The 21,551-nt window shown below is 30.0% G+C and carries 19 protein-coding genes; 6 read left to right on the forward strand and 13 right to left on the reverse strand.

Annotated features, from left to right (window positions below; translation table 11 throughout):
- Positions 1 to 1,188 (reverse strand): UDP-N-acetylglucosamine 4,6-dehydratase, encoded by a 1,188-nt coding sequence (locus ABIV_RS12705; RefSeq protein WP_114840245.1) that lies wholly within the window; start codon positions 1,186 to 1,188, stop codon positions 1 to 3.
- A gap of 88 nt (positions 1,189 to 1,276) precedes the next feature.
- Between ABIV_RS12705 and ABIV_RS12710 the strand changes: the two genes are divergently transcribed.
- The 5 genes from ABIV_RS12710 to ABIV_RS12730 all read left to right on the forward strand — a co-directional run bounded on the left by ABIV_RS12710 (position 1,277) and on the right by ABIV_RS12730 (position 4,988).
- The gene (locus ABIV_RS12710) at positions 1,277 to 1,480 is read left to right on the forward strand and encodes a hypothetical protein (RefSeq protein WP_114840246.1); all 204 of its coding nucleotides are present in this window, start codon (positions 1,277 to 1,279) and stop codon (positions 1,478 to 1,480) included.
- Between the two features lie 95 nt (positions 1,481 to 1,575).
- Positions 1,576 to 2,613, forward strand: a complete 1,038-nt coding sequence (recA, locus tag ABIV_RS12715; RefSeq protein ID WP_114840247.1) for a recombinase RecA — start codon at positions 1,576 to 1,578, stop codon at positions 2,611 to 2,613.
- A 162-nt stretch (positions 2,614 to 2,775) separates the two neighbouring features.
- Positions 2,776 to 4,050 (forward strand): phosphopyruvate hydratase, encoded by a 1,275-nt coding sequence (gene eno, locus ABIV_RS12720; RefSeq protein WP_114840248.1) that lies wholly within the window; start codon positions 2,776 to 2,778, stop codon positions 4,048 to 4,050.
- Between the two features lie 3 nt (positions 4,051 to 4,053).
- Positions 4,054 to 4,296 carry a septum formation initiator gene (locus tag ABIV_RS12725; RefSeq protein ID WP_114840249.1) on the forward strand — a complete coding sequence of 81 codons (243 nt, stop codon included), beginning with the start codon at positions 4,054 to 4,056 and terminating at the stop codon, positions 4,294 to 4,296.
- Positions 4,293 to 4,988: an AMIN domain-containing protein gene (locus tag ABIV_RS12730; protein ID WP_114840250.1), complete on the forward strand. Its 696-nt coding sequence runs from the start codon at positions 4,293 to 4,295 to the stop codon at positions 4,986 to 4,988. Before ABIV_RS12725 ends, ABIV_RS12730 begins: the two co-directional genes overlap by 4 nt.
- Before the next feature lie 14 nt (positions 4,989 to 5,002).
- On the opposite strand, the gene ABIV_RS12735 is transcribed toward ABIV_RS12730, so the two are convergent.
- From ABIV_RS12735 to ABIV_RS12790, 12 genes are all read right to left on the reverse strand, one after another.
- A complete protein-coding gene (locus ABIV_RS12735) occupies positions 5,003 to 6,166 on the reverse strand; it encodes a cation:proton antiporter (protein ID WP_114840251.1) in 1,164 nt (387 codons plus the stop codon).
- A gap of 14 nt (positions 6,167 to 6,180) precedes the next feature.
- The gene (locus ABIV_RS12740; RefSeq protein WP_114840252.1) at positions 6,181 to 7,032 is read right to left on the reverse strand and encodes a biotin synthase; all 852 of its coding nucleotides are present in this window, start codon (positions 7,030 to 7,032) and stop codon (positions 6,181 to 6,183) included.
- Complete coding sequence (locus ABIV_RS12745) at positions 7,019 to 7,537, reverse strand: metallophosphoesterase family protein (RefSeq protein ID WP_114840253.1); 519 nt, start codon at positions 7,535 to 7,537, stop codon at positions 7,019 to 7,021. Before ABIV_RS12745 ends, ABIV_RS12740 begins: the two co-directional genes overlap by 14 nt.
- Complete coding sequence (gene topA, locus ABIV_RS12750; protein WP_114840254.1) at positions 7,538 to 9,892, reverse strand: type I DNA topoisomerase; 2,355 nt, start codon at positions 9,890 to 9,892, stop codon at positions 7,538 to 7,540.
- Between the two features lie 67 nt (positions 9,893 to 9,959).
- Positions 9,960 to 10,760 (reverse strand): UDP-N-acetylmuramate dehydrogenase, encoded by an 801-nt coding sequence (locus tag ABIV_RS12755; RefSeq protein WP_114840255.1) that lies wholly within the window; start codon positions 10,758 to 10,760, stop codon positions 9,960 to 9,962.
- Positions 10,760 to 11,623, reverse strand: coding sequence for a menaquinone biosynthesis family protein (locus ABIV_RS12760; protein WP_114840256.1), 864 nt, complete (start codon positions 11,621 to 11,623; stop codon positions 10,760 to 10,762). Before ABIV_RS12760 ends, ABIV_RS12755 begins: the two co-directional genes overlap by 1 nt.
- 89 nt (positions 11,624 to 11,712) lie before the next feature.
- Positions 11,713 to 13,386, reverse strand: coding sequence for a sensor histidine kinase (locus ABIV_RS12765; protein WP_114840257.1), 1,674 nt, complete (start codon positions 13,384 to 13,386; stop codon positions 11,713 to 11,715).
- Between the two features lie 5 nt (positions 13,387 to 13,391).
- Positions 13,392 to 15,041, reverse strand: coding sequence for an ABC transporter substrate-binding protein (locus tag ABIV_RS12770; RefSeq protein ID WP_162918022.1), 1,650 nt, complete (start codon positions 15,039 to 15,041; stop codon positions 13,392 to 13,394).
- Positions 15,034 to 15,720, reverse strand: coding sequence for a response regulator transcription factor (locus ABIV_RS12775; protein WP_114840259.1), 687 nt, complete (start codon positions 15,718 to 15,720; stop codon positions 15,034 to 15,036). The genes ABIV_RS12770 and ABIV_RS12775 overlap by 8 nt, the downstream gene beginning before the upstream one ends.
- Before the next feature lie 33 nt (positions 15,721 to 15,753).
- Positions 15,754 to 16,311 carry a hypothetical protein gene (locus tag ABIV_RS12780; RefSeq protein ID WP_114840260.1) on the reverse strand — a complete coding sequence of 186 codons (558 nt, stop codon included), beginning with the start codon at positions 16,309 to 16,311 and terminating at the stop codon, positions 15,754 to 15,756.
- A gap of 1 nt (position 16,312) precedes the next feature.
- On the reverse strand, positions 16,313 to 18,751 hold the full coding sequence (locus ABIV_RS12785; protein WP_114840261.1) for a molybdopterin-dependent oxidoreductase: 2,439 nt from the start codon (positions 18,749 to 18,751) through the stop codon (positions 16,313 to 16,315).
- Positions 18,752 to 19,044: 293 nt separating this feature from the next.
- The gene (locus ABIV_RS12790) at positions 19,045 to 20,178 is read right to left on the reverse strand and encodes an iron-containing alcohol dehydrogenase (RefSeq protein WP_114840262.1); all 1,134 of its coding nucleotides are present in this window, start codon (positions 20,176 to 20,178) and stop codon (positions 19,045 to 19,047) included.
- A 207-nt stretch (positions 20,179 to 20,385) separates the two neighbouring features.
- Between ABIV_RS12790 and ABIV_RS12795 the strand changes: the two genes are divergently transcribed.
- Positions 20,386 to 21,549, forward strand: a complete 1,164-nt coding sequence (locus tag ABIV_RS12795; RefSeq protein WP_114840263.1) for an Opr family porin — start codon at positions 20,386 to 20,388, stop codon at positions 21,547 to 21,549.
- Positions 21,550 to 21,551 lie beyond the last annotated feature (2 nt).

Consider the following 21,551-nt stretch of genomic DNA (forward strand, 5'->3'; position numbering starts at 1 on the left):
TTACATCTTTGAATCTAAATATTTTCCAATCTCTTTATGCCCGAAATCTGGGATAAGTTTAAAAAACTCTTTAACTATATCCTCTTTTGTCCAACTTAAATTTTCTTTGAACTTATTTATATTTTTTTCAAACTCATTTAAAAGTTTTTCATCATAAATTGCTTCATTTTTAATAATTCCTAAGTTATCAAACTTACTCATATCTAAAACTTCTTTGTCTGTAAAAAACTCTTCAAAATCTTTCTCTCCTGTTGTATCACTAGGAGTAAAAAGACATGGCCATTTACCTTGAGAAGGTAGAGTTTTTGCCAAGCTTCTAGCCTCTTCTTCGTCTTTACAAAGATAAGGTTCATACCCAAGATTATTTAAATATTTGACTGCAATCTCAGAGAAAGTTATTAAATGCAAGCTTTCACTTAATTTTGGAAAGAAAATATCTCTATTTTCACCAAAAATACATGACATAAGACAAAGTTCCCCACTTTCTTGAGGAGTTACAAAATATCTTTTTATATCATTTGGTGCAACTATTGGTTGATTTTTCTCTATTCTTTGATTAAAACCATGAAGCAAACTTCCATCACTAAAAGCCACATTTGCAAATCTTGCCATCGAAACATCTATTTGTTTTGATTTTCTCATTACAAACATTTCCATTATTCGTTTACTTGCACCCATCATGTTTACTGGATTTGCAGCTTTATCTGTACTTACACAAAAATATTTTTTAGTTCCATTTTCAATTGATTGTTGAAGGGTTTTATCCGTATTAAAAATATTTGTTTCACACATTCGCATAAGAGTAAAGGGATCTTTTTCACTTCTTACATGCTTTAGTGCCGACAAATTTAATACATAATCATACTGCCCATCATTTTTTATAAAAGCATCATATTCAATACTTCCTATATCAAGTGCAAAAGTGGCAAACTCTCCATCAATATATCCAAAACTACTTCTTATATCTCGAACTAGCTCTACCATGTTATTTTCACTTATATCTACAACATGCAGTTTTTTAGGATTTCGTTTAAATATCTCTTTTGTTACGGCTTGTCCAATTGAGCCAGCACCACCAATTACAAGAAAAGATGAGTTTTTAACAATTGTTATTAGTTTATTATTATAATTACCTATATCATCAATAAATAATTCTTTTGTTCTGCCAATTAAACTTAATTTATTCATTTTAACAATATACCTAAATTATTATTTATCTTTAATTTTTAAGAGTAGATATGCAATAATTTATTATAATAATATTTATAGGTGAAGAATGGCAAATAATATTCCAGATGATATTTTAAAAATACAAAAGAAACTTGCTACCTTTGAAAAAGGAAGTAGGAACTACAAAAAATACACCAAAATCTTAGCAAAGCATATTAAGAAATATAATATGAAAAAAAGAGTTACTTCTCACATTAAAACAATTGAGACAATTGAAAAAATAACTCAAGAAGATAAAAAAGAAGATTAGTAATATTACAAATTGCAATAAAATTTATAACTTTAAAAAAATTGTGTTAAAATTCCAACATAATTAAAACAGAGACCAACAATTTAGGAAAAAAAATGGATGAAAATCAAAAAAAATCACTTGAATTAGCGATTAAACAAATTGATAAAACTTTTGGGAAAGGGACTCTTATTAGACTAGGGGATAAAGAAGTTGTTCCTGTTGAGGCTATTTCTACTGGTTCATTAGGACTTGATTTAGCTTTAGGTGTAGGAGGACTTCCAAAAGGTAGAGTAATTGAGATTTATGGACCAGAATCATCTGGTAAAACAACTCTAACTTTACATGCAATTGCAGAATGTCAAAAAGCTGGTGGAGTTTGTGCTTTTATTGATGCAGAACATGCTCTTGATACAATTTATGCAAAAAATCTAGGAGTTGATATTGATAACTTACTTGTTTCTCAACCAGATTATGGAGAGCAAGCTTTAGAGATTTTAGAAACAGTTATTAGATCAGGAGCTGTAAATCTTGTAGTAGTTGACTCTGTTGCAGCACTTACTCCTAAAGTAGAGATTGATGGTGATATGGATGACCAACAAGTTGGTGTTCAAGCTAGACTTATGTCTAAAGCACTTAGAAAAATAACTGGTCTATTAAATAAAATGAACTGTACAGTAATTTTTATTAACCAAATCAGAATGAAAATTGGTATGACAGGATATGGAAGCCCAGAGACTACAACAGGTGGAAATGCTCTTAAATTTTACTCTTCTGTAAGACTTGATATTAGAAGAATTGCAACTTTAAAACAAGCAGAGAACTCTATTGGAAATAGAGTAAAAGTTAAAGTTGTAAAAAATAAAGTAGCACCTCCATTTAAACAAGCAGAATTTGATATTATGTTTGGAGAAGGTATCTCTAAAACAGGAGAACTTATTGATTATGGTGTAAAACTTGATATTGTAGATAAAGCAGGTGCTTGGTTTAGCTATGACAATACTAAAATTGGTCAAGGAAAAGAGAACTCAAAAGTATTCTTAAAAGACAATCCTGAAATTGCAAAAGAGATTGAAGATAAAATCCTTGCAGCTATGGGAGTTAATGATACTTTAATTCAAGGTGAACCTGAATTAGATGAAGATGACGAATAAAAACAAGAGTACTTCAAAGCTATTTTGAAGTACTTTTCTCTCAATTAAACTGACTATATCCCCTACTTCAAAATATATTTTTTTATCATTATTATTTATCAAAGCAACACAAAATAAAATTTTTTGTATAATATTTAGATTTAATAAATTTAGGAGACCTAAATGGTATTTATTGATAATGTTTATGCAGATGAAGTTTTAGACTCAAGAGGTAATCCAACTGTTAGAGCAACAGTTGTATTAAGTGATGGTACTAAAGAGAGTGCTATTGTTCCAAGTGGAGCAAGTACAGGGAAAAGAGAAGCCTTAGAATTAAGAGATGGTGATGATAGATTTTTAGGAAAAGGTGTTCTTAAAGCTGTAGAAAATGTAAACACAGTTATTGCAAATGAGTTAATTGGATTAAGTCCTTATAATCAAGCAGAAGTTGATGCTACTATGAAAGATATTGATGGTACACACAACTATTCAAACCTAGGTGCAAATGCAGTACTTGGTGTATCTATGGCAGTTGCTAGAGCAGCAGCAGCTTCTTTAAATATTCCTTTATACAGATACTTAGGTGGAGCAAATGCAATGGTTATGCCTGTTCCTATGTTTAACATCATTAATGGTGGAGAACATGCAAATAATTCTGTTGATTTCCAAGAGTATATGGTTATGCCAGTTGGATTTGATGATTTCAATGAAGGATTAAGAGCAGTTGCAGAGATTTACCAACACTTAAAAAAAGTTATTGATACTATGGGTGAATCAACTGCAGTTGGTGATGAGGGTGGATTTGCACCAAACTTAAAATCAAATGAAGAACCTATTACAGTTATTATGGAAGCTATTGAAAAAGCTGGATATAAAGCTGGTGAACAAATTGCAATCGCATTAGATGTTGCAGCTTCTGAATTAATCAATGAAGAAGGTAAATATGTTCTTAAAGGTGAAAATAGAGAATTAACATCTGAAGAGTTAGTTTCTTATTATGAAGAGTTATGTAACAAATATCCAATCGTATCAATTGAAGATGGTTTATCAGAAGATGATTGGGATGGATGGAAAATCTTAACTGACAGAATTGGAAATAAAGTACAATTAGTTGGAGATGATTTATTCGTTACAAATGCAAATATTTTAGCTGAAGGTATCCAAAAAGGAATTGGTAACGCTATTTTAATTAAGCCAAATCAAATTGGTTCAGTTTCAGAAACTATGTTAACAATTAGATTAGCACAAAGAAATAACTATAATTGTGTAATGTCTCATAGATCTGGTGAATCAGAAGATGCATTTATTGCTGATTTTGCAGTTGCGTTAAATTGTGGTCAAATCAAAACAGGTTCTACTGCTAGATCTGATAGAATCGCTAAATATAATAGATTATTAGAAATTGGTGCAGAAATTGGTTATGCTGAATACTTAGGGAAGCAACCTTTTTCTAAATAATTTATGAGAGAAAACCTTCATGAAGTAAAGAAATTTTCGTTAATAGCAATAGGTTCTATTGCTATAACGATGCTTCTTAGTTATCATGTAGCAAATATTCTTTTTGGAGATAACTCTTTAGAGGTTTATACCTCTTTAAAAAATAAAAAAGAGTATCTTCAAAGCGAAATAAAAAGATTACAGCTTGACAATGCTCATTTACAAAAAGAGTATTTTGAACTTAAAAATTTGGAGCCAGAAGAATGAAAACTTTATTAACCTTGTTACTACTTTTACAAGTAGCTTTATTTGCTAGAGAAAATCCTTTTCAACCAACTGCTGCTTATGAAGAAGAAGCAGCAAGAATGGTTGAACTTAATGAGATGGATGAAGATTATGCAATTGAGTATCAAAGGGAGCAATCTTACATCAATGATGTGTATGAGAAGATGAATAATCCTGCTGTTGAAGAGAAACCAAAAGAAGTAAAACCTGTATTAACAGAAGAGAAAGTTAAAAAGTTAATAGAAAAGGCAAAGAAAGAGACAGAAAACAAAACAAAAGAGATTGTTAAAAAAGCTGTTGAAGAGAAACCTAAAGAGATTGAGCAAGTTGTATATGTAAAACCTAGACTTGATGTATCATACGAAAAAGAGATTTTACCTTTTGTAAAAGTTGAATATGATAATGATAAGATTGATATCTACTCAGATTACAAAGTTTCTAAAAAACTTACACTACCAGGTAAAAAGAAAATTATTTTAGATTATACTGCTAAGAAAAATTTCTATACAGTAAGAGAAGATTTAGAATCAACAAACTTCCCAAAAATTGCAGTAGGGAATCATAAAAAAGATAACTACTTTAGAATTGTAATTGAATTAGCTCAACTTCCAGAAAACTACGAAGTATCTTATAACGACAATAAAGTAACTATCGTAAAGTTATACGATAACTAAAAACTACTTTTTTATTAAGCCACTTTTTTTGTTGGCTTAATAAAATTTGATAAAACCCTAATTGCTACCATTACAATTAATACTTCCATAATAGCTGATAGAATAAAAGCATAATAATAAAACTGTGTAATAGAATGATTATGATAAGCAATCGTTGCTACTGCAATTAAAAGTGTTAATGGCATAGAGTGTGAAAGCCCTATCATATAAAACTTATTCCATCCCATCTCTTTTACAAACAGCAATGAAGCAATAAATCTAATAATTATCATAGCTATTGCAATTAAAAAGGCAGTTTTAACTAAACCATCTTCAGTCAATGATGTTAAATCAAATGAAGAACCAATATAGATAAAGAAGATTGGAACTAACCACCCAAATCCAAAGTGTTCTAATTTATGAGATAAACCTTTATTATGCTCATCAAAGAAAGTGGTAATAAATGTACCTGCAATGAATGCTCCAAATGCTACTTCTAAGTGTAAATAAAGCATTACAGAAATCATTAAGAAAAAGATTGCCATTGATACACGAATATCTTGTTCTTGATGGTCTCTTTCTGGCATTAAATAAGTTTTAATTTCAGGATACCACCAAACAAGATTATGAAATAATTTATATAAAACAAGCATTGCTACTAAAAAGATTGTAAATAGAATCATTGTTTTATAAAACTCTGAGTTAATACCAAACTCTAATGCAGCAGCAACTGTTGTAAGTGCAAAGATAGATACAATCTCACCTATAAGACCAACTGTAATTGAAAGTTTAATCCAATCAACATCGCCATACTCTTTTTTTAAAGCAGCTAATACACCAATGGAAATAAGAGGTAAGATTACTATAAATATATATCCAATATCTAAATAGAAGCTAATAACAGCAGCTAGTGAAAACAAAATCACATTATACATAAGTGATTTTTTTAGTATTGTTGCAGAGGTATTTATAATCTTCTTTAAATCAACTTCAAGTCCAGCAAGGAACATCAAATAAAGAAATCCTAACTCAGCAACAAGCTCTAAAATAGAGTGTTCTGCAATAAGAGCAAAATATCCAGCAACTGCACCAAGAATAATCTCTACTGTAATAGTTGGAAGTTTTAAAATCTTCGAAATTAATGGTGAAGTAAAGATTATTAGGGAGATTGATATTATTATTAAAATTTCTTCACTCATTAATTACCCTAATTTTAGTTTCTTTCTCTAATAACTTTAATACCTTGTCTTTCAAGCTCAGCAATATCTTCAGCTGGAGTTCTACCTGCTGTTGTTAAATAATCTCCAATAACAAAAGCATTAGCACCCTTTTCAAAGATTTTATATTGCTCCTCTCCAAACATTAGTTCTCTTCCACCTGCAACCATAATTTTCATTGCATTTGGAACCATCTTTCTAGCTAAAGAAATTAATTCAAAAGCCTCTTCTCTTGTTACAGAGTTTTCAACTATTGGTAAAGCAGAATTTGGATGGAAGAAGTTTAATGGTACATTCATAGGCTCTAAAGAAGCAATTGACTCAAGCATTGAAACTCTTTGCTCTTGTGTTTCTCCTAAACCAAAAATTCCTCCACATACAAGTCTTAATCCAACCTCTTTTACATTTTTACATGTTTGGTATCTTTCATCCCAAGTGTGAGTTGTAACAATCTCAGGATAAAAGTCTCTTGCTGTTTCAAGGTTATGATTATATGCATCAACACCTGCTTCTTTTAGTGTTTGTAGCTGCTCAACAGAAGCTGTACCATTACATGCAATTAAGATTAAACCTAAGTTCTCTTTTTTAACTGCTCTTGCTGCTTCACAAACAAATTCTAATCTTTTGTCATTTAGACCTTTTCCTGCCGTTACAAGACAAAAACCATTTGCATTATTTGCTCTTGCTCTTTTTGCTTCTTCTACAATTTGTTCAATTGCTTTTTTCTTATATCTTTGAATATCAGCTTTATACTTTACACTTTGTGTACAAAACTTACAATCTTCATTACATGTACCACTTTCAATATTACAAATAGCACATAAAAAAATCTCTTTATTTTCGCTCATATTTTATCTCTTTTTCTAAAAAACTGTTTTTATTTATATCTTTAGAGTAATAGTTGATTATATACTCATTTTCATTAATTTCTAACATCACACACTCTATTAAAGGTTTCTCTCTAGCACAAACCTCACCGGGGTTTATAAATAGTGTTCCATTATTATATTCTGTCTCAAACATATGAGTATGACCAAAAATAATAATATCACTATCATTTGCATTTAAATAAAAAGGTAAATGCATTAACTTGAATTTTATATCTTCTATCTTAAAAAGATATGGCTCTTGTTTTATATTATATTTATTAGCAAAAGATAATAAAGAGGCATCATTATTCCCAAAAACTGATATATATTTAAGTTTTGATTGCTCCAAAAGTTTCAAGTTTTCTTCAATACATAAGTCTCCTGCATGAATTAAATATTCACACTCTTTTTGCTTTAAAAACTCTATTACTTCTTTGGTATAGTCACTTTTATAGTGACTATCCGATAAGATTCCTATTTTCATCTATTTTGTTGTTTTTTTAGTAGTGCTCTTTTTAGTTGTTGTAGCTTTTTTTCTTGTAGTTGTCTTTTTTGCTGTAGTTTTTTTAGCAGTAGTTTTTGATTTTGGGTCTTTTTCAATAATCTCTACTGTTTGCTCTAAAGTTAAATCTTCAGCCTCTACACCTTTTGGAATTTTGAAGTTTTTTCTTCCTTTTTTAATATAAGGACCATATTGTCCTGTTAAAATTTGGATTTTTTCTTCAGGAAACTCTTTAATTAATGCTTTTGCTTTTGCTTCATCAAGCTCTTTAATAACCTCTTTTGCTCTTGCTTCTTCAATTGTATAAGGGTCATCTGTTTTTAAAGAGTAATATTTAGTTTTAACTTGTAAGTAAGGTCCAAATCTACCAATATTTGCCTTTATTTCATCTCCTTCTTGAGTATGACCTACAACTCTTGGAAGAGTAAATAAAAATAGTGCTTCATCAAGTGTAATAGTATCCATATTTAAATGATCTGGAATAGCTACAAATTTTGGTTTTTCTTCATCATCTTTAGTTCCAATTTGAACAAATGGACCATATCTTCCAACTCTTGCACTAACTGGTTTTTTACTTTGAGGGTCAATTCCTATTTCTCTAATTTGAAGATAGTCCTCTTTACTTACACTCTGCTCTTTTTCATCAATTGTTTTTTTGAATCCACCATAAAATTCATGCATAACTTGTTGCCATGCAATTTTACCCTCTGCAATATCATCAAACTCTTCTTCTACTCGTGCAGTAAAACCTAAATCAACAATTCCTGGGAAATGGTCAACTAAAAAGCTATTTACAATCTCTCCTGTTGGAGTTGGAGCTAGTTTTTTATCTTCTGTTTTTACTACATACTCTCTTTGTTGAATAGTAGAAATAGTTGGAGCATAAGTAGATGGTCTTCCTATTCCTTCACTCTCTAATTTTTTAACTAAAGAAGCCTCAGTATATCTTGCTGGAGGTTTAGTAAAGTTCTGCTCTAAATCTAAAGTCTCTAAGTCTAAAACTGTATCTTTTTTAATAGTAGGAAGAATCTTTTCAGTACTATCTAAAGCAGTTTCTGGATTATCACTTCCTTCTGTATATGCTTTCATAAATCCTGCAAATACAATTCTTTGTCCTTTTGCTTGAAACTCTAATTCAGAATCTTTTCCTGCAATAATTTTATATGTAGTATTTGCAATAGTTGCTGCTGCCATTTGAGTTGCAAGTGTTCTTTTCCAAATAAGACTATAAAGTCTATATTGTGCATTTTCAACATAGGGTTTAATATCACTTGGTTTTAATGCCATATTAACAGGTCTAATAGCTTCGTGAGCCTCTTGTGCTCCTTTTGCTTTAGATTTATAAACTCTAGGTTTTGCTAACGCATATTCTTTTCCATATTCAGCTTCAATAACCTCTTTTGCTGCACTTGTTGCAACTTTTGAAAGGTTTAATGAGTCTGTTCTCATATAAGTAATTAAACCTCCAGAGTGATTTGGAATATTACCAACATTTCCTTCATAAAGTTGTTGTGCAATAACCATTGTTTGTTTAACTGAAAGTCCAATTTTTCTACTTGCTTCTTGTTGCAAGGTTGAAGTTGTAAAAGGAGCTGCTGGATTTCGTTGAGACTCTTTCTCTTCAATATCAGCTAATACAAAATTTGAAGCATTTGCTGAAGCTTCAATCTCTTTTGCTTCTTGCTCATTTCTTACTTTAATTGTTTTCCCATCAACTTTTGCTAATAATGCTTCAAGTTCTGGATTTACAAAATTAGATTTAATTCTCCAATACTCTTCAGGGATAAACTCTCTTATTTCATTCTCTCTATCAACTATAATTCTTACTGCAACAGATTGAACTCTACCTGCACTAAGACCATATCTTACTTTTTTCCAAAGTAGTGGAGAAAGTTCATAACCAACTGCTCTATCAAGTATTCTTCTTGCTTGTTGAGCATCTACAAGATGTTGATTTACTTCTCTTGGATTATTGATAGCTTCTAAAATTGCATCTTTTGTAATTTCGTGAAAAACAATTCTTTTTAAAGGGTTTTTTTCAATTTTTAGTGCAGGAATTAAATGCCATGCGATAGCTTCTCCCTCTCTATCTTCATCGGCTGCTAGGTAGATTGTTGTATCTTTAGTAATCTCTTTTTTTAAGTCACTAATAACTTTTTTCTTATCTGCTGAAACCAAATATTTTGGTTCAAAATTATTCTCAGGATCAAATCCTAACTTTGACTTTGGAAGATCTCTAACATGCCCCATTGAAGCCATTACTTTGAAATCTTTTCCTAAAAACTTTGAGATTGTTTTTGCTTTTGCGGGAGACTCTACTATTACTAAATTTTTCACCAAACCATACCTTACACTAAATTTAAGCTTTGAATTCTAACATAAAAAAATGAAAATTCTATTAAGCTTAATAGATAATTATTTCTTCTTGGATTTCTATATTAAACTCATCTTTTATTCTTTTTTTTGCTAAGTTAATTAAATAGATTGCATCTTCATAAGAACCATTTCCATAATTAACCAAAAAGTTAGAGTGCTTTTCACTAAAGCCCATTTCACCTTTTTTAAAACCTTTTAAACCCACCTCTTCTATCAATCTTCCTGCAAAATCATCTTTAGGATTTTTAAAACAACTTCCTGCACTAGGAACTTGTGGTTGATTATCTCTCATTTGTTTAAAAAGTTCTGCTTGCTCTTTTGAGAAACCATACTCTACATTAAATACTACTTCATAAACTATTGTATTAATTTTAGTCTCTCTATATGAATACTCAATATCCTCTTTTTTTATATAACCATCTTTTGTTTTTATAGAATGAATATAATTAAAAATCTCCCACTGCTTAAGTCCTGCATTCATTTTAACTAAACCACCAAGACTTCCAGGAAGTTTTCCCAAAAACTCTAAATTTGCTAAATCATTCTTTTTTGCATATGAAAGTAATTTTCCAGATTTTGTAGCACAACCTACATATAAAAGGTTATCTTCTAATTTTATATAATCAAAAGCCTCACCCAAAACTGCAAAGTTTGGATGAGTATTTGAAATAAGAACATTATTTGCTCTTCCTAAGATAGTATAATCAGTATATTCGCCAATCTCATTTATTACTAAAACTTCTGCTTTAGGTCCAATATGAATTGAGGAATATTTTGAGAAATCAACTTCTTTAAAATAGTTTTTGTATTCTTCTTTTTCTTCGTTCATTAATTAGCTCTTAATTCCTCATATTCACTTGGAATTAAAAAATCTTTTGCTCTTATTAGGCTTGTATAAAAACCATGCTTATACCCTAACTCATATAGTTTATCTAAAGCCTCATATTGAAGTTCACTTAATTGTACTGAATTATCATTTGCATAAAGGTCTAAATAGTTATCTAAAGTATCAGCATCTACTCGAATAAGACCTTTTTCTAATAACATAGGAGCTAAAACATTTCTATTTTTATTTGCAACATCAACTGCTTTGATTAAAGTATTTTCATAATCAATTGCACTATGAAGAGGAAGTGAACGTCTTAAACACATTCCACCAAGAGGTAATGGTAAACCACCACCACTTAACTCTTCCCAAATATCCCACATCTCACGTTCAACTTCTAGATTCTCATCAAAAGTAAGAATTGATTCATGGATTAAAACACCAGCATCTACAGTTCCATCTAGTACTGCTTGCTCTATATCTAAGAAGTTCATATAAGTAATTCTTGCTTCTGGATAAGCTATTTTAAATAGAAGTGCATTTGTAGTAAACTCACCACTAAGAGCTACTTTGAAATTTCTTTTTAATTTTTGATTCTTTTTCTTAACCAACTTTGGACCGTAACCTTCACCAAAAGATACGGCAGTTTTTAATAGTGCATAATCATCTTTAACAAAAGGATAAAGAGCAAATGAAATAGCACAAATATCATACTCGCCTTTTAAAGTTGCTTGATTTAGGGTTTCAATATCAGCTGCAATATTTTTAAAAACCGCATCTTTAGGACTAACCCAACCAAACTTTATAGCATAATACATAAAAATATCATCAGCATCAGGAGAGTGTGCAACACTTATTTCTTTCAAAACTTTTCCTTAATTATTTTCATTTTCTAAGGGATTGTATCAAGTTATGGATTACTTTTTCATTTAACATCTCTTTTAAGAAAAAATCTCTAAGCTTTTTTTGATACTTTTACAATAAAGATTGCTCCTTGTTCACTATTTTTAACATTTATAAACCCATGCATATTTCTTTCAATAATATTTTTAGCCATATAAAGACCTATTCCTGTACCTTGAGTTTTATGTCTTGTAGTAAAATAAGGGTCAAAAATTTTATCTATAATATTCTCTTTTACTCCCCCTGCATTATCTTCTACTTTTACAAGAGCATAATGTTCTCCTGCTTTTATCTCTATATTTATTTGAGGATTTTTAGTTTTCCTCTCTAAGATAATATCTTTTGCATTACTAATCAAATTTAAAATAACTTGTGAAAACTCATTTTTATAACCTAAGACCTCACTATCTTCTTTTACATCAAAACTTAAATCTATTCCATGATATTTTAAAGAAGACTCCACAATAAAATAAGCTTCTCTACAAGCTTTTTCTATAGAAAACAACTCCTTTTCTCCTTGTGGTTTAAAGAAGTTTTGAAAGTCATCTATTGTTTGAGACATATAAGAAGTTAATTTATTAGCCTCTTTTATTTTTGTATCTAAATACTCTTTTGTAAACTTTTCAAAATCATAAGTTACTTTCATATTCATGTGTATTGCTGAAATCTGTGCTAATGGTTGTCGCCATTGATGGGCAATATTTCCTATCATCTCTCCCATTGCGGCTAATTTACTTTGTTGAATAAGTATTTGCTCTTGTTGTAATCTTTGATTAATCTCTTTTTGAATCTTCTCTTCTAAGTTTCCAATCATATTATTAATCATATTTTTAAGTTCATTTAATGAAACATTATTTGTATTTTGAGTAAGTCTTGTCCCTAAATTTCCACTCTCAATATTTTCTAGAACTCTTGTGGCATTTTTAATTAAAGCCTCATTTTGTTCTACATTTATTCTAATATAAGCCACATTTTTATTAATAATTGCAGCCATTTGCCTAAATTCATCTCGTCCATCTATCTCTATTTTAGAGACTTTTGTTGTTTTGTCATTTAAATATTTAAAGAAATCATTTAAACCATTTTGAACTTTATAAATTGAAGTTAAAATATTATTTGATACAAACCAACCAATCACAACTGCAAAACAAAGAATTAAAGCAATACTTATAAAGACTTCTAGTTTTATCTCTTTTGATTTTTTTACTGCTTCACTATAAGCTACAGTAGCATTATTTAAAGATTGTTTTTGTAAAAAGAAAAGTCTCTCTACCAAAATATCAAATTGTTTTTTACTTACCGTTGTTACATTTATATAAGCTCCCTCTTCAAACTCCTCTTCTAAATATTTTTTTGTTTGAAAAATATGCTCTTTATAACTTTGCCACATTTCAAAAAGCATAGGACTATAAACTTTTACATTTTCAAAATCTATATCTAACTTCTCTATAATCTTATTTAAATCTTTTTCAATCTCTTTTCTAATCTCTTTATTTGGAGCCATAACTAAAGATTGATTTAGTTGTCTTAAACTATATAAAGGAGTAATAATTTTATTTTGTAAAGATAAAATTGCTTGAGACTTACTATGGACTACTTTTAAAGTTTCAATATTATCCTCACTAATATTTACAGCCTTATAGGCTAAAATTGCGATTGAAATACAAAGAATACTAAATAGTATTCCTAACTTTGATTTGATATTCATATTTTTTATTAAGTTCATGATAGCTACTTTATTCTTTCTGGTTTAACTGCTTCTTGAAGCTCTTTTTTATACTCTTTTTTTCCTCTTACCGACCAGTGGTCTTTACTTAATTCTATCTCCCATAAAGGAATTATTCCACCTTCATAAGGCTTATATATTAGCTCTTTATTTACTGCAATAACTTTATTTAAAGAGGGTACTCTTAAAGTATATGCCTTTTGTCTTGCTCTATGTAAAATATTTTTAACAAGTTCTTTATATTCCAAAGTTCCTGTTTTAGTAAGAAAATAGTTTTCTATATAAGCTTTCATTGTGTCATCTTTAGGAATAGTTGACCAGGCACTTCCTATTTCATAAATAAAAAATACAGTCCAAGGATTTTGATAATACCAGTCATCATCTCCCCAAATTAAAAGGTCCCACTCTTTTGTATTTTTATTTGAACTTGTTGTTAGAAGTTGTTTATAAATATCTTTCTCACTATTTGTTACAGCATATTCAAAACTTACTCCATATTTTTTTAACTGAAACTCTATTCCTTTAAATAAAAACATAAATCTATCTTGAGTAAAGACTTTTAATTTCAGCCCATTTAATAAACTATGTAACTTCTCTTCTGTAAGTTTTTTCTCTTTTATTTCATACTCTTTTGCTACTTCTTCAACTACTTTATAGTTTATTGAAGTAGTAAAAGGAGAAACTCGTCCCTCTTTTTTATATACAAAATTTAAAAGCCTCTCTTGGTCAAGAGCTTGATTTAAAGCTACTCTTACCTCTTCATTAAGAAGCTTTTTGTTCCCATTTATTAAATTAAAAAATATTACAAAGTTATCTGTTGATTTAGAGATAATAAGTTTTGAGTATTTTGATAAAATTACTTCAAATTTCTTATTAAAAGGAATAGGCATTAAATCTAACTTTCCTTCATATTTAGTAATATCATCTATTGCTTTATTTATATCCAACTGCGTATAAACAGTAATTCGTTTTATTTTAGGAAACTCTTTATTCCAATAGTAAGGATTTGCTTCTAACTCAATTTTATTTGTTTGTTCACTTCCTATTGCATAACCACTTTTAATAATATAAGGTCCCATTCCAAACTCACCAGGCACTTTATTAGCAGTCCCTGTTTCAGCACCTACTGGTTTATACTTTTGGATATACTCTTTTGTATAAAAATATACTCTTGCAAGGTCAGTTAAAAACATCTCATATTTTTGTTTTAAAATGATTTTAACTCTTCTTTCATCAAGTTTTTTAACTTCAAAATCTATCTTGTTAATATTTGTATACAAAAAAGGATATTTTCTAAAATAGTTTAGATTGTATATCACATCATCAATAGTAAAAGCTTCCCCATTTTGAAATCTTAGATTATCTCTTAGAGTAAAAATATAAGTATAATCATCTACTCTTTTATGAGATTCTGCTAAGTCATAAACCCAACCTTTTTCATTATCATATGAACGAATAAGTCCTGCATTTGTAGCTTTTGCAATATATGAATAAGGGATTGAAGGAAGAAAAATATTTATATGAGAATTTGGGTCTAATCTTTGGGCTTTATTTAATGAACTCCTATCCTCTCTAAATTCTAATTTTTTGATAAGATGAGAAGAAGAGAATAATGAAGAGAAAAGTAAAGATATTAAAATTAGAATTTTAAACAAAACGGTATCCTGTTCCTGATAGATTAAAGATTATATCCGTAGGAAGTTTTTTTCTTAGATTTCGAACTAATGAGCGTAAAGCACTATCTGTCATAATATCATCACCCCAAACTTTATCTTGAAGCTCTTCATATGTAGTTATTCGATTTTGGTTAGAGATAAGAACTTCAAAGAAGTTCATCTCTTTTTTGTTTAGAATAATAACCTCATCTTTATATCGTAGCTCTTTTTTATCATAATCATAACTATAATCTTCATCCACTTTTAGAAAAACTTTTTTATTTAGAACAAGAAGAGAAACACATTTTTCTAAAACTTCAAATAAAGCCTCTAGCTCAACTGGTTTTATGATATATTTTTCCATATGAAGTTCAACAGCTTCAAGTAAATATTTTTTATCTGTATGGGCTGTAATCATTACTATTGGAATAGTTCTATTTGTTTGGCGTACTTTTTTTACAAACTCTATTCCATTTAAAATAGGCATATGAATATCGCTTAAGATAATATCTGGTTTCTCTTTTTCATAAAGCTCTAAAGCCTCTTGCCCATTTGAAGCTTGAAAAACCTCTTTTACATAATAACTTAAACTATCAGCGATATTCTCTCTTATACCTACCTCATCTTCAGCATAAAGGATTTTTAAACCTTTTAACTTATCTAAAAACTCCTTTTGCATGAAGACTCCTTTTTTCTTTAATTATAACAAAACTTAGTGTTTTGTTTTTATAAAGCCATCTGAAGAGTTAGCTTTTAAATATCTAAGTAGATATGAAGCCTCTTCCTCATCAAGTTTTGCAAATCCTTTCATTGTTCCAAAGATTGCCTCCCACTCCATCATAGAGTGATGATTTACTTCTGGTCCTGCATGACATTGAGTACACATTTCAAAATAGAACTCTTCATGCTCTCCCCAAACATCTACTGGATCGTTTGAAGTTAACTCTTTTGCTAATGTACCCACTAACTCAAATTCATTAGCACTAAGTTTATTAACTTTAAATCCCTTATCTAGTTTTGCCATTAAAAGCTCTTTTGTTTTAGAAGAATAAAGTTCATCATTAAACATAAAACCTTTAATTGAAACCTTTACTTCTTTTCCCATCTCTTCTATAATAGTTACGGGAACACCTACAAAAACTTTTGCTGTTTTTCCATTTTCATCTTTTAAAACTGAATCTTGATAGATAAAGTTTTGCTCCGCATTTACTTGGAAAAAACTTCCAAGTAAAGCTAATAGTACTATTGTATTTCTTATAATTGTTTTCATCTTAAGCTCCTATAATTTTTGGTGGATTGTAAGCTACATTTGGAGTTACAGTCCCTGCTTTTCTTATACTTACAAGTACAGTATTTGCTGTAGTTGCTTGTGCCATTTGTGATGTTGGTCTTGAAGATGTTAAAACATTTACTTGACCAGAATTACATCTTACTTTTCTTTGGTCATTTCCTCCAAAGAATGAATCGCCAGCATTGGCATCTTCAGGAGAGTACCAAGCACCCTCTTCAATAGCTACAACACCATCTCTAATTGTATTTGTCACAACAACACCAGCAAGTAAACTTCCTCTATCATTGTAAACTTCTACAATCTCACCATCTCTTACTCCAAATTTTTTCGCATCATTTGGAGAGATTCTAATAGGTTCTCTACCTTGTACTTTATGTACATTTTGCACCCAAGTATTATCTAACTGTGAGTGAATTCTATATGTTGGGTGAGGAGAGACTAAATGTAGTGGATATTTTTTCACTAACTCTTTATTTCCTAACCACTCTGCTGGTTCAAACCACATTACATGACCTTTAAAATCATCATATCCATAAGAAGCAAACTTATCTGAGAAGATTTGAATTTTTCCAGTCTCTGTTTTAAGTGCATTATTTACAGGGTCTTTTCTAAAAGCCTCATGTCTAACAAATTTTCTTGCACTATCAGGAATATCATATTTAATAACTCCCATCTCCCAGAATTTATCAAAAGTAATTCCCATCTCTCTATTTGCAGAAGATCTTTTATATAATCTTTCTAACCACTCTTTTACAGTTCTACCTCTTGAAAATCTTCTTCCTTTACCAAATTTATCAGCAAGTAAAGTAAAGATTTCATAATCATCTTTTGATTCATATCTTGGCTCTACAATCTTTTTCATTGCATAGATTCTATCTGCTGAATAAGACATAGCCCCTGCAATATCATCTCTTTCCATAGTTGTTGTTGCCGGTAAAACAATATCAGCCATTTTTGCTGTTGGTGTCCACCAAGGCTCTACTACAACTACTGTATCAAGCTTTCTCATCGCTTCAATTAATTCATTTACATCTGGTTGGTGACCAATTGGTGAACCACCTGCACTTAACATAAACTCTACTTTTGGATATTTGATAACTTTACCTTTGTAAGTTACAGTCTCACCTGGTTTATTAATTAAGTCACTCATTCTTGAAGCAGGAATAGCAATTTTTACTTTATCTCCTCCACCTTGACTCATACCACCAACAGTATTTTTACCAGAGTTTGCATCTCCTCCACCCTCATAATGCATAGAGAAACCAAAACCACCACCTGGAAGTCCAATTTGTCCAAGCATTGAAGCTAAAGTAATAATAGACCAGTCAACTTGCTCTCCATGGTGTGCTCTTTGCATCGCCCAGTTTCCAGCTATAAATGTTCTTTTTGAAACCATAATATCAGCTAACTGTTTGATAGTTTCTGCCGGGATTTCTGTTAAGTTCTCTGCCCATTCAGGTGTTTTTTCAATACCATCTTCTTTACCTAAAAGGTATGGTAAGAATTTATCAAAACCATAAGTATATGTTTCAATAAATTTTTTATCATATTTACCACTTTTATATAAGTAGTTCATCATTCCTAACATTAAAGCAACATCACTTCCTGGTCTAATTTTAATCCACTCAGCTTTGAACTCTTGTGCAGACATTGTATAGATTGGGTCAATTGAGATTACTTTAATCCCTGCTTTTTTATACTCTTCATAAGCATCAAAACATCTATGGTTATGTACAGAATACCCTGCTCTATTTGTTTTATATAAATCTGCTCCCCATAAAACCATTACTTCTGTATTCTCAATAATTTGTTCATGTGCAGTTTGAATAGAGTAAACCTCCATATCTCCAACAATAGATGGATTTACTTGTCCCGCTGCACCATTTGAATACTCACCTGATGTTCTAACAGCTCCACCTATTTGGTTAAAAAATCTTCCAGCTAGTGCATTTGGTTTAAAAGCACCTGGATGTGCCCATCCACCATAAGAAGCATTATAAAGTGCTTCATTTCCACCTTTTTCTTGTGCTTTTTTAATTGCTTTTGCAACTAAATCAATAGCTGTATCCCAAGAAACTCTTACAAACTCTTCTTTCCCTCTTAAATCACCTCTTCCTTTTCCTTCAAGGTAACTTTTTCTAACTACTGGATATTTAACCCTTGAGTCTGAACTATTTCTATCTGCTAAAGCTTTTACCATAACAGTTGGATTTGCATCTGAATCTAATTGTGAAGTAATATCAACAATTTTATTGTCCCTTACATGAGCATAAAAAGCTCCAAAGTGAGAAGCACTTGGAATTTTTTTAGTTCTACTTGCAAACTCTTTTGCAACAGCTCCACTTAATGTTCCACTTCCTGCTAATGCAGCTGAAGCTACTGCCCCTGCTTTTAAAAAGTCTCTTCTTGAATTGTTCATTTTCAATCCTTTTTTTAATTTATAAAAGAAGTATAAGAAAAAAAAATCGAAAAAAAATCGAATATATATGTTTTTCTAAATTTATAGAATCAAACAAGCTTTTTAAAGAATTTGACATTTTAAAAATAGAGCAATATGGCTATAATTTTAAAAGAAGTGAATAGACTTATATAAGATAATGATGTAATAAATGATTGTGCTTATGAGGTGAGATATGAAAATAGTTCACAATTTAGTAAGGATTTTAAAAACTATTTTGGCTTTCTACCTAAAGAGGCTAAACCTCTTTAAGTCTATTTTGCTGCTAAGTTAAGAATCTCTTCTACTTTATCAAGTGTAATATTTTGGTTTTCACCAATTGCAGTCATTCCATGTTTTTCTAAAGCACTTGTAACATTTGATACAACTTTATTATCAATTCCATAATCATTTAAATTTGTTGATACGCCAAGTGAATGGTATAACTCTTCAATTTTTTCAATAGTCTCTTGTGCATCATTTATATTAAATACCTTTTGTCCCATTTGAAGTAGTTTCTCTTTTTTATCCTCAAACATTACTCTTAAAAGTTGTGGTTGAACTACAGCTAAACTTCTTCCATGGTCTAGTCCATAAAAGGCAGTTAATTCATGTCCTATCATATGAGTTGCCCAATCTTGTGCTACACCCGAACCAATAAATCCATTTAAAGCTTGATTTGCTAGAAGCATTAGATTTTCTTGCCAATTATAAGTATCTCTTTTATCCCAATCTTTTGCAAGAGAAACTAAACCTTTTAAAATAGTTTCACTATATCCATCATGTAATAAAGAGTCATTTGGACAAGTGATATATTGTTCACAAGTATGAACAAAAGCATCAACTAATCCATTTGCAAGTTGTCTATCATCTAATGAACTCATTACACTTGGGTCAAGTACTGCAAACTTAGGAAAAATAAAAGGAGAAAAAAAGTATCTCTTTTCATTTGTCTCTTTTCTTGAAACTACTGTTCCACTATTTGATTCACTACCTGTTGCAGGAAGAGTTAAAACAACACCTAAAGGTAAAGCTTCTTTAGGTTGGGCACTTCCATCTAAGAAATCCCAAGCATCTCCCTCATATAAGGCTGCTGCAACTAGATATTTACAACCATCAACTACTGAACCTCCACCAACAGCTAAAACAAAATCTATATTCTCTTCTTTTACTAACTTTACTGCTTTATTCATAGTCTCAACAGTAGGATTTGGTTCAACACCACTAAACTCTAAAAAGTCATATCCTTCTAAAGCTTTAATTACTTGTTCATAAACACCATTTTTCTTAATAGAACCACCACCAAAAACAAATAATACCTTTGAATCTTTTGGAATATAATTTGTGATTGACTCTATTTTATTCTTTCCAAACTCAATAACTGTAGGGTTATGATATGTATATGTCATAATTTATCCTTTCAAAAATTTTCTCTATTATTATATAAAGATAAAAGCTATTTGCAAATAGCAAATCCTACAAATTATATCTATTTTTTTACAAATTTACTTATTCGATTTTTTATCTACATTTTTTATTTATACTTCCCAAACATAAAAAATAAAACTACTTTATAAGTTTTAGTTTTATTTAAAATATTATATAAAGGCAAGAAAATGAAAGCTACAAAATTAAGTCTTATTGCTATTTTAGCAATTGGTATTCCTTCTATTTCAAGTGCTTCATCTTTACAAGAAGCATTAACAAGTGGAAAGATAAGTGGAGAGTTTGCAGTTACATATGAACAAAGGAAAATGGATAAAGAGTTAACTAAATGGGGTAACTATTATAATGATACAGATTACTCAGTTGGTTCTTTTGCACTAAAATATGAAAGTGGAATTTGGAATAATCTAAGTTTAACTTCAAAAGTTAGAGCCTATAAAACAATCTTTGAAGGTGGAGAAGATGAATTTCATTATCAAGGTAAAGGTGATGCTGCTGAAAGATTTTGGTATAAAGATGGAAGTAGAAGAAGTGTAGATTTAGAAGAGCTTTTCTTAGCCTATAATTATGAAGCAATTTCTGTAAAAGCTGGTAGACAATTTATCTCTACAGATTGGATGAATAAAACTCAAGACGCCTTAAAAGTTGATGCAAACTTTGATAATACTTCTATTGAAGCTATTTGGTCTCAAAGACACGGTAGAATCTATTCAAGAGATTATAGACCTATGACTAAAATGAATGAAAATAAAGGTGTTTATAAAATAGCTTTGACACAAAAATTTAATGAAAATATCTCTGCTACTATTTATGATTTTATTGCTCCTGATAATAGAGATATTATTGGTGGAAGAGTAAATTTAAAATATGCAGATACTTCATTTAGAGCTCACTATGCTGTAAATAAACCAGATGATTCTAATGAAGAAGATTCTAGTATCATTGATTTAATGCTTAGTACTTCTATAGCTGGATTCACACCATATTTAGGGTATATTCAAATTGATAAAGACCAAGGTTTTACTCATCTTGCAGGAGAGATTATTAACCCATTTGAAGAGGGTGACCAAATCTATTTAAAAGATGCAAGAACTTACTATTTAGGACTTAGTAAAGCTTTTGGAGATTTAAGTGCAACACTACTTTATGGAAATACTCAATATGATAAAGCAGATGAATCTTATGACCAAGATGAAACTACTTTATGGTTAGGATATAAAATAAATAAAGAGTTAAGTGCAAATCTTGGACTTACTCATGTAAATGTAGATAGTGATGACGAAGAAGAGACAGACCAAGACCAAATAAATCTTACTGTAACTTACTCTTTTTAGAA

The organism is Halarcobacter bivalviorum (assembly GCF_003346815.1).
Classification (GTDB): Bacteria; Campylobacterota; Campylobacteria; order Campylobacterales; family Arcobacteraceae; genus Halarcobacter; species Halarcobacter bivalviorum.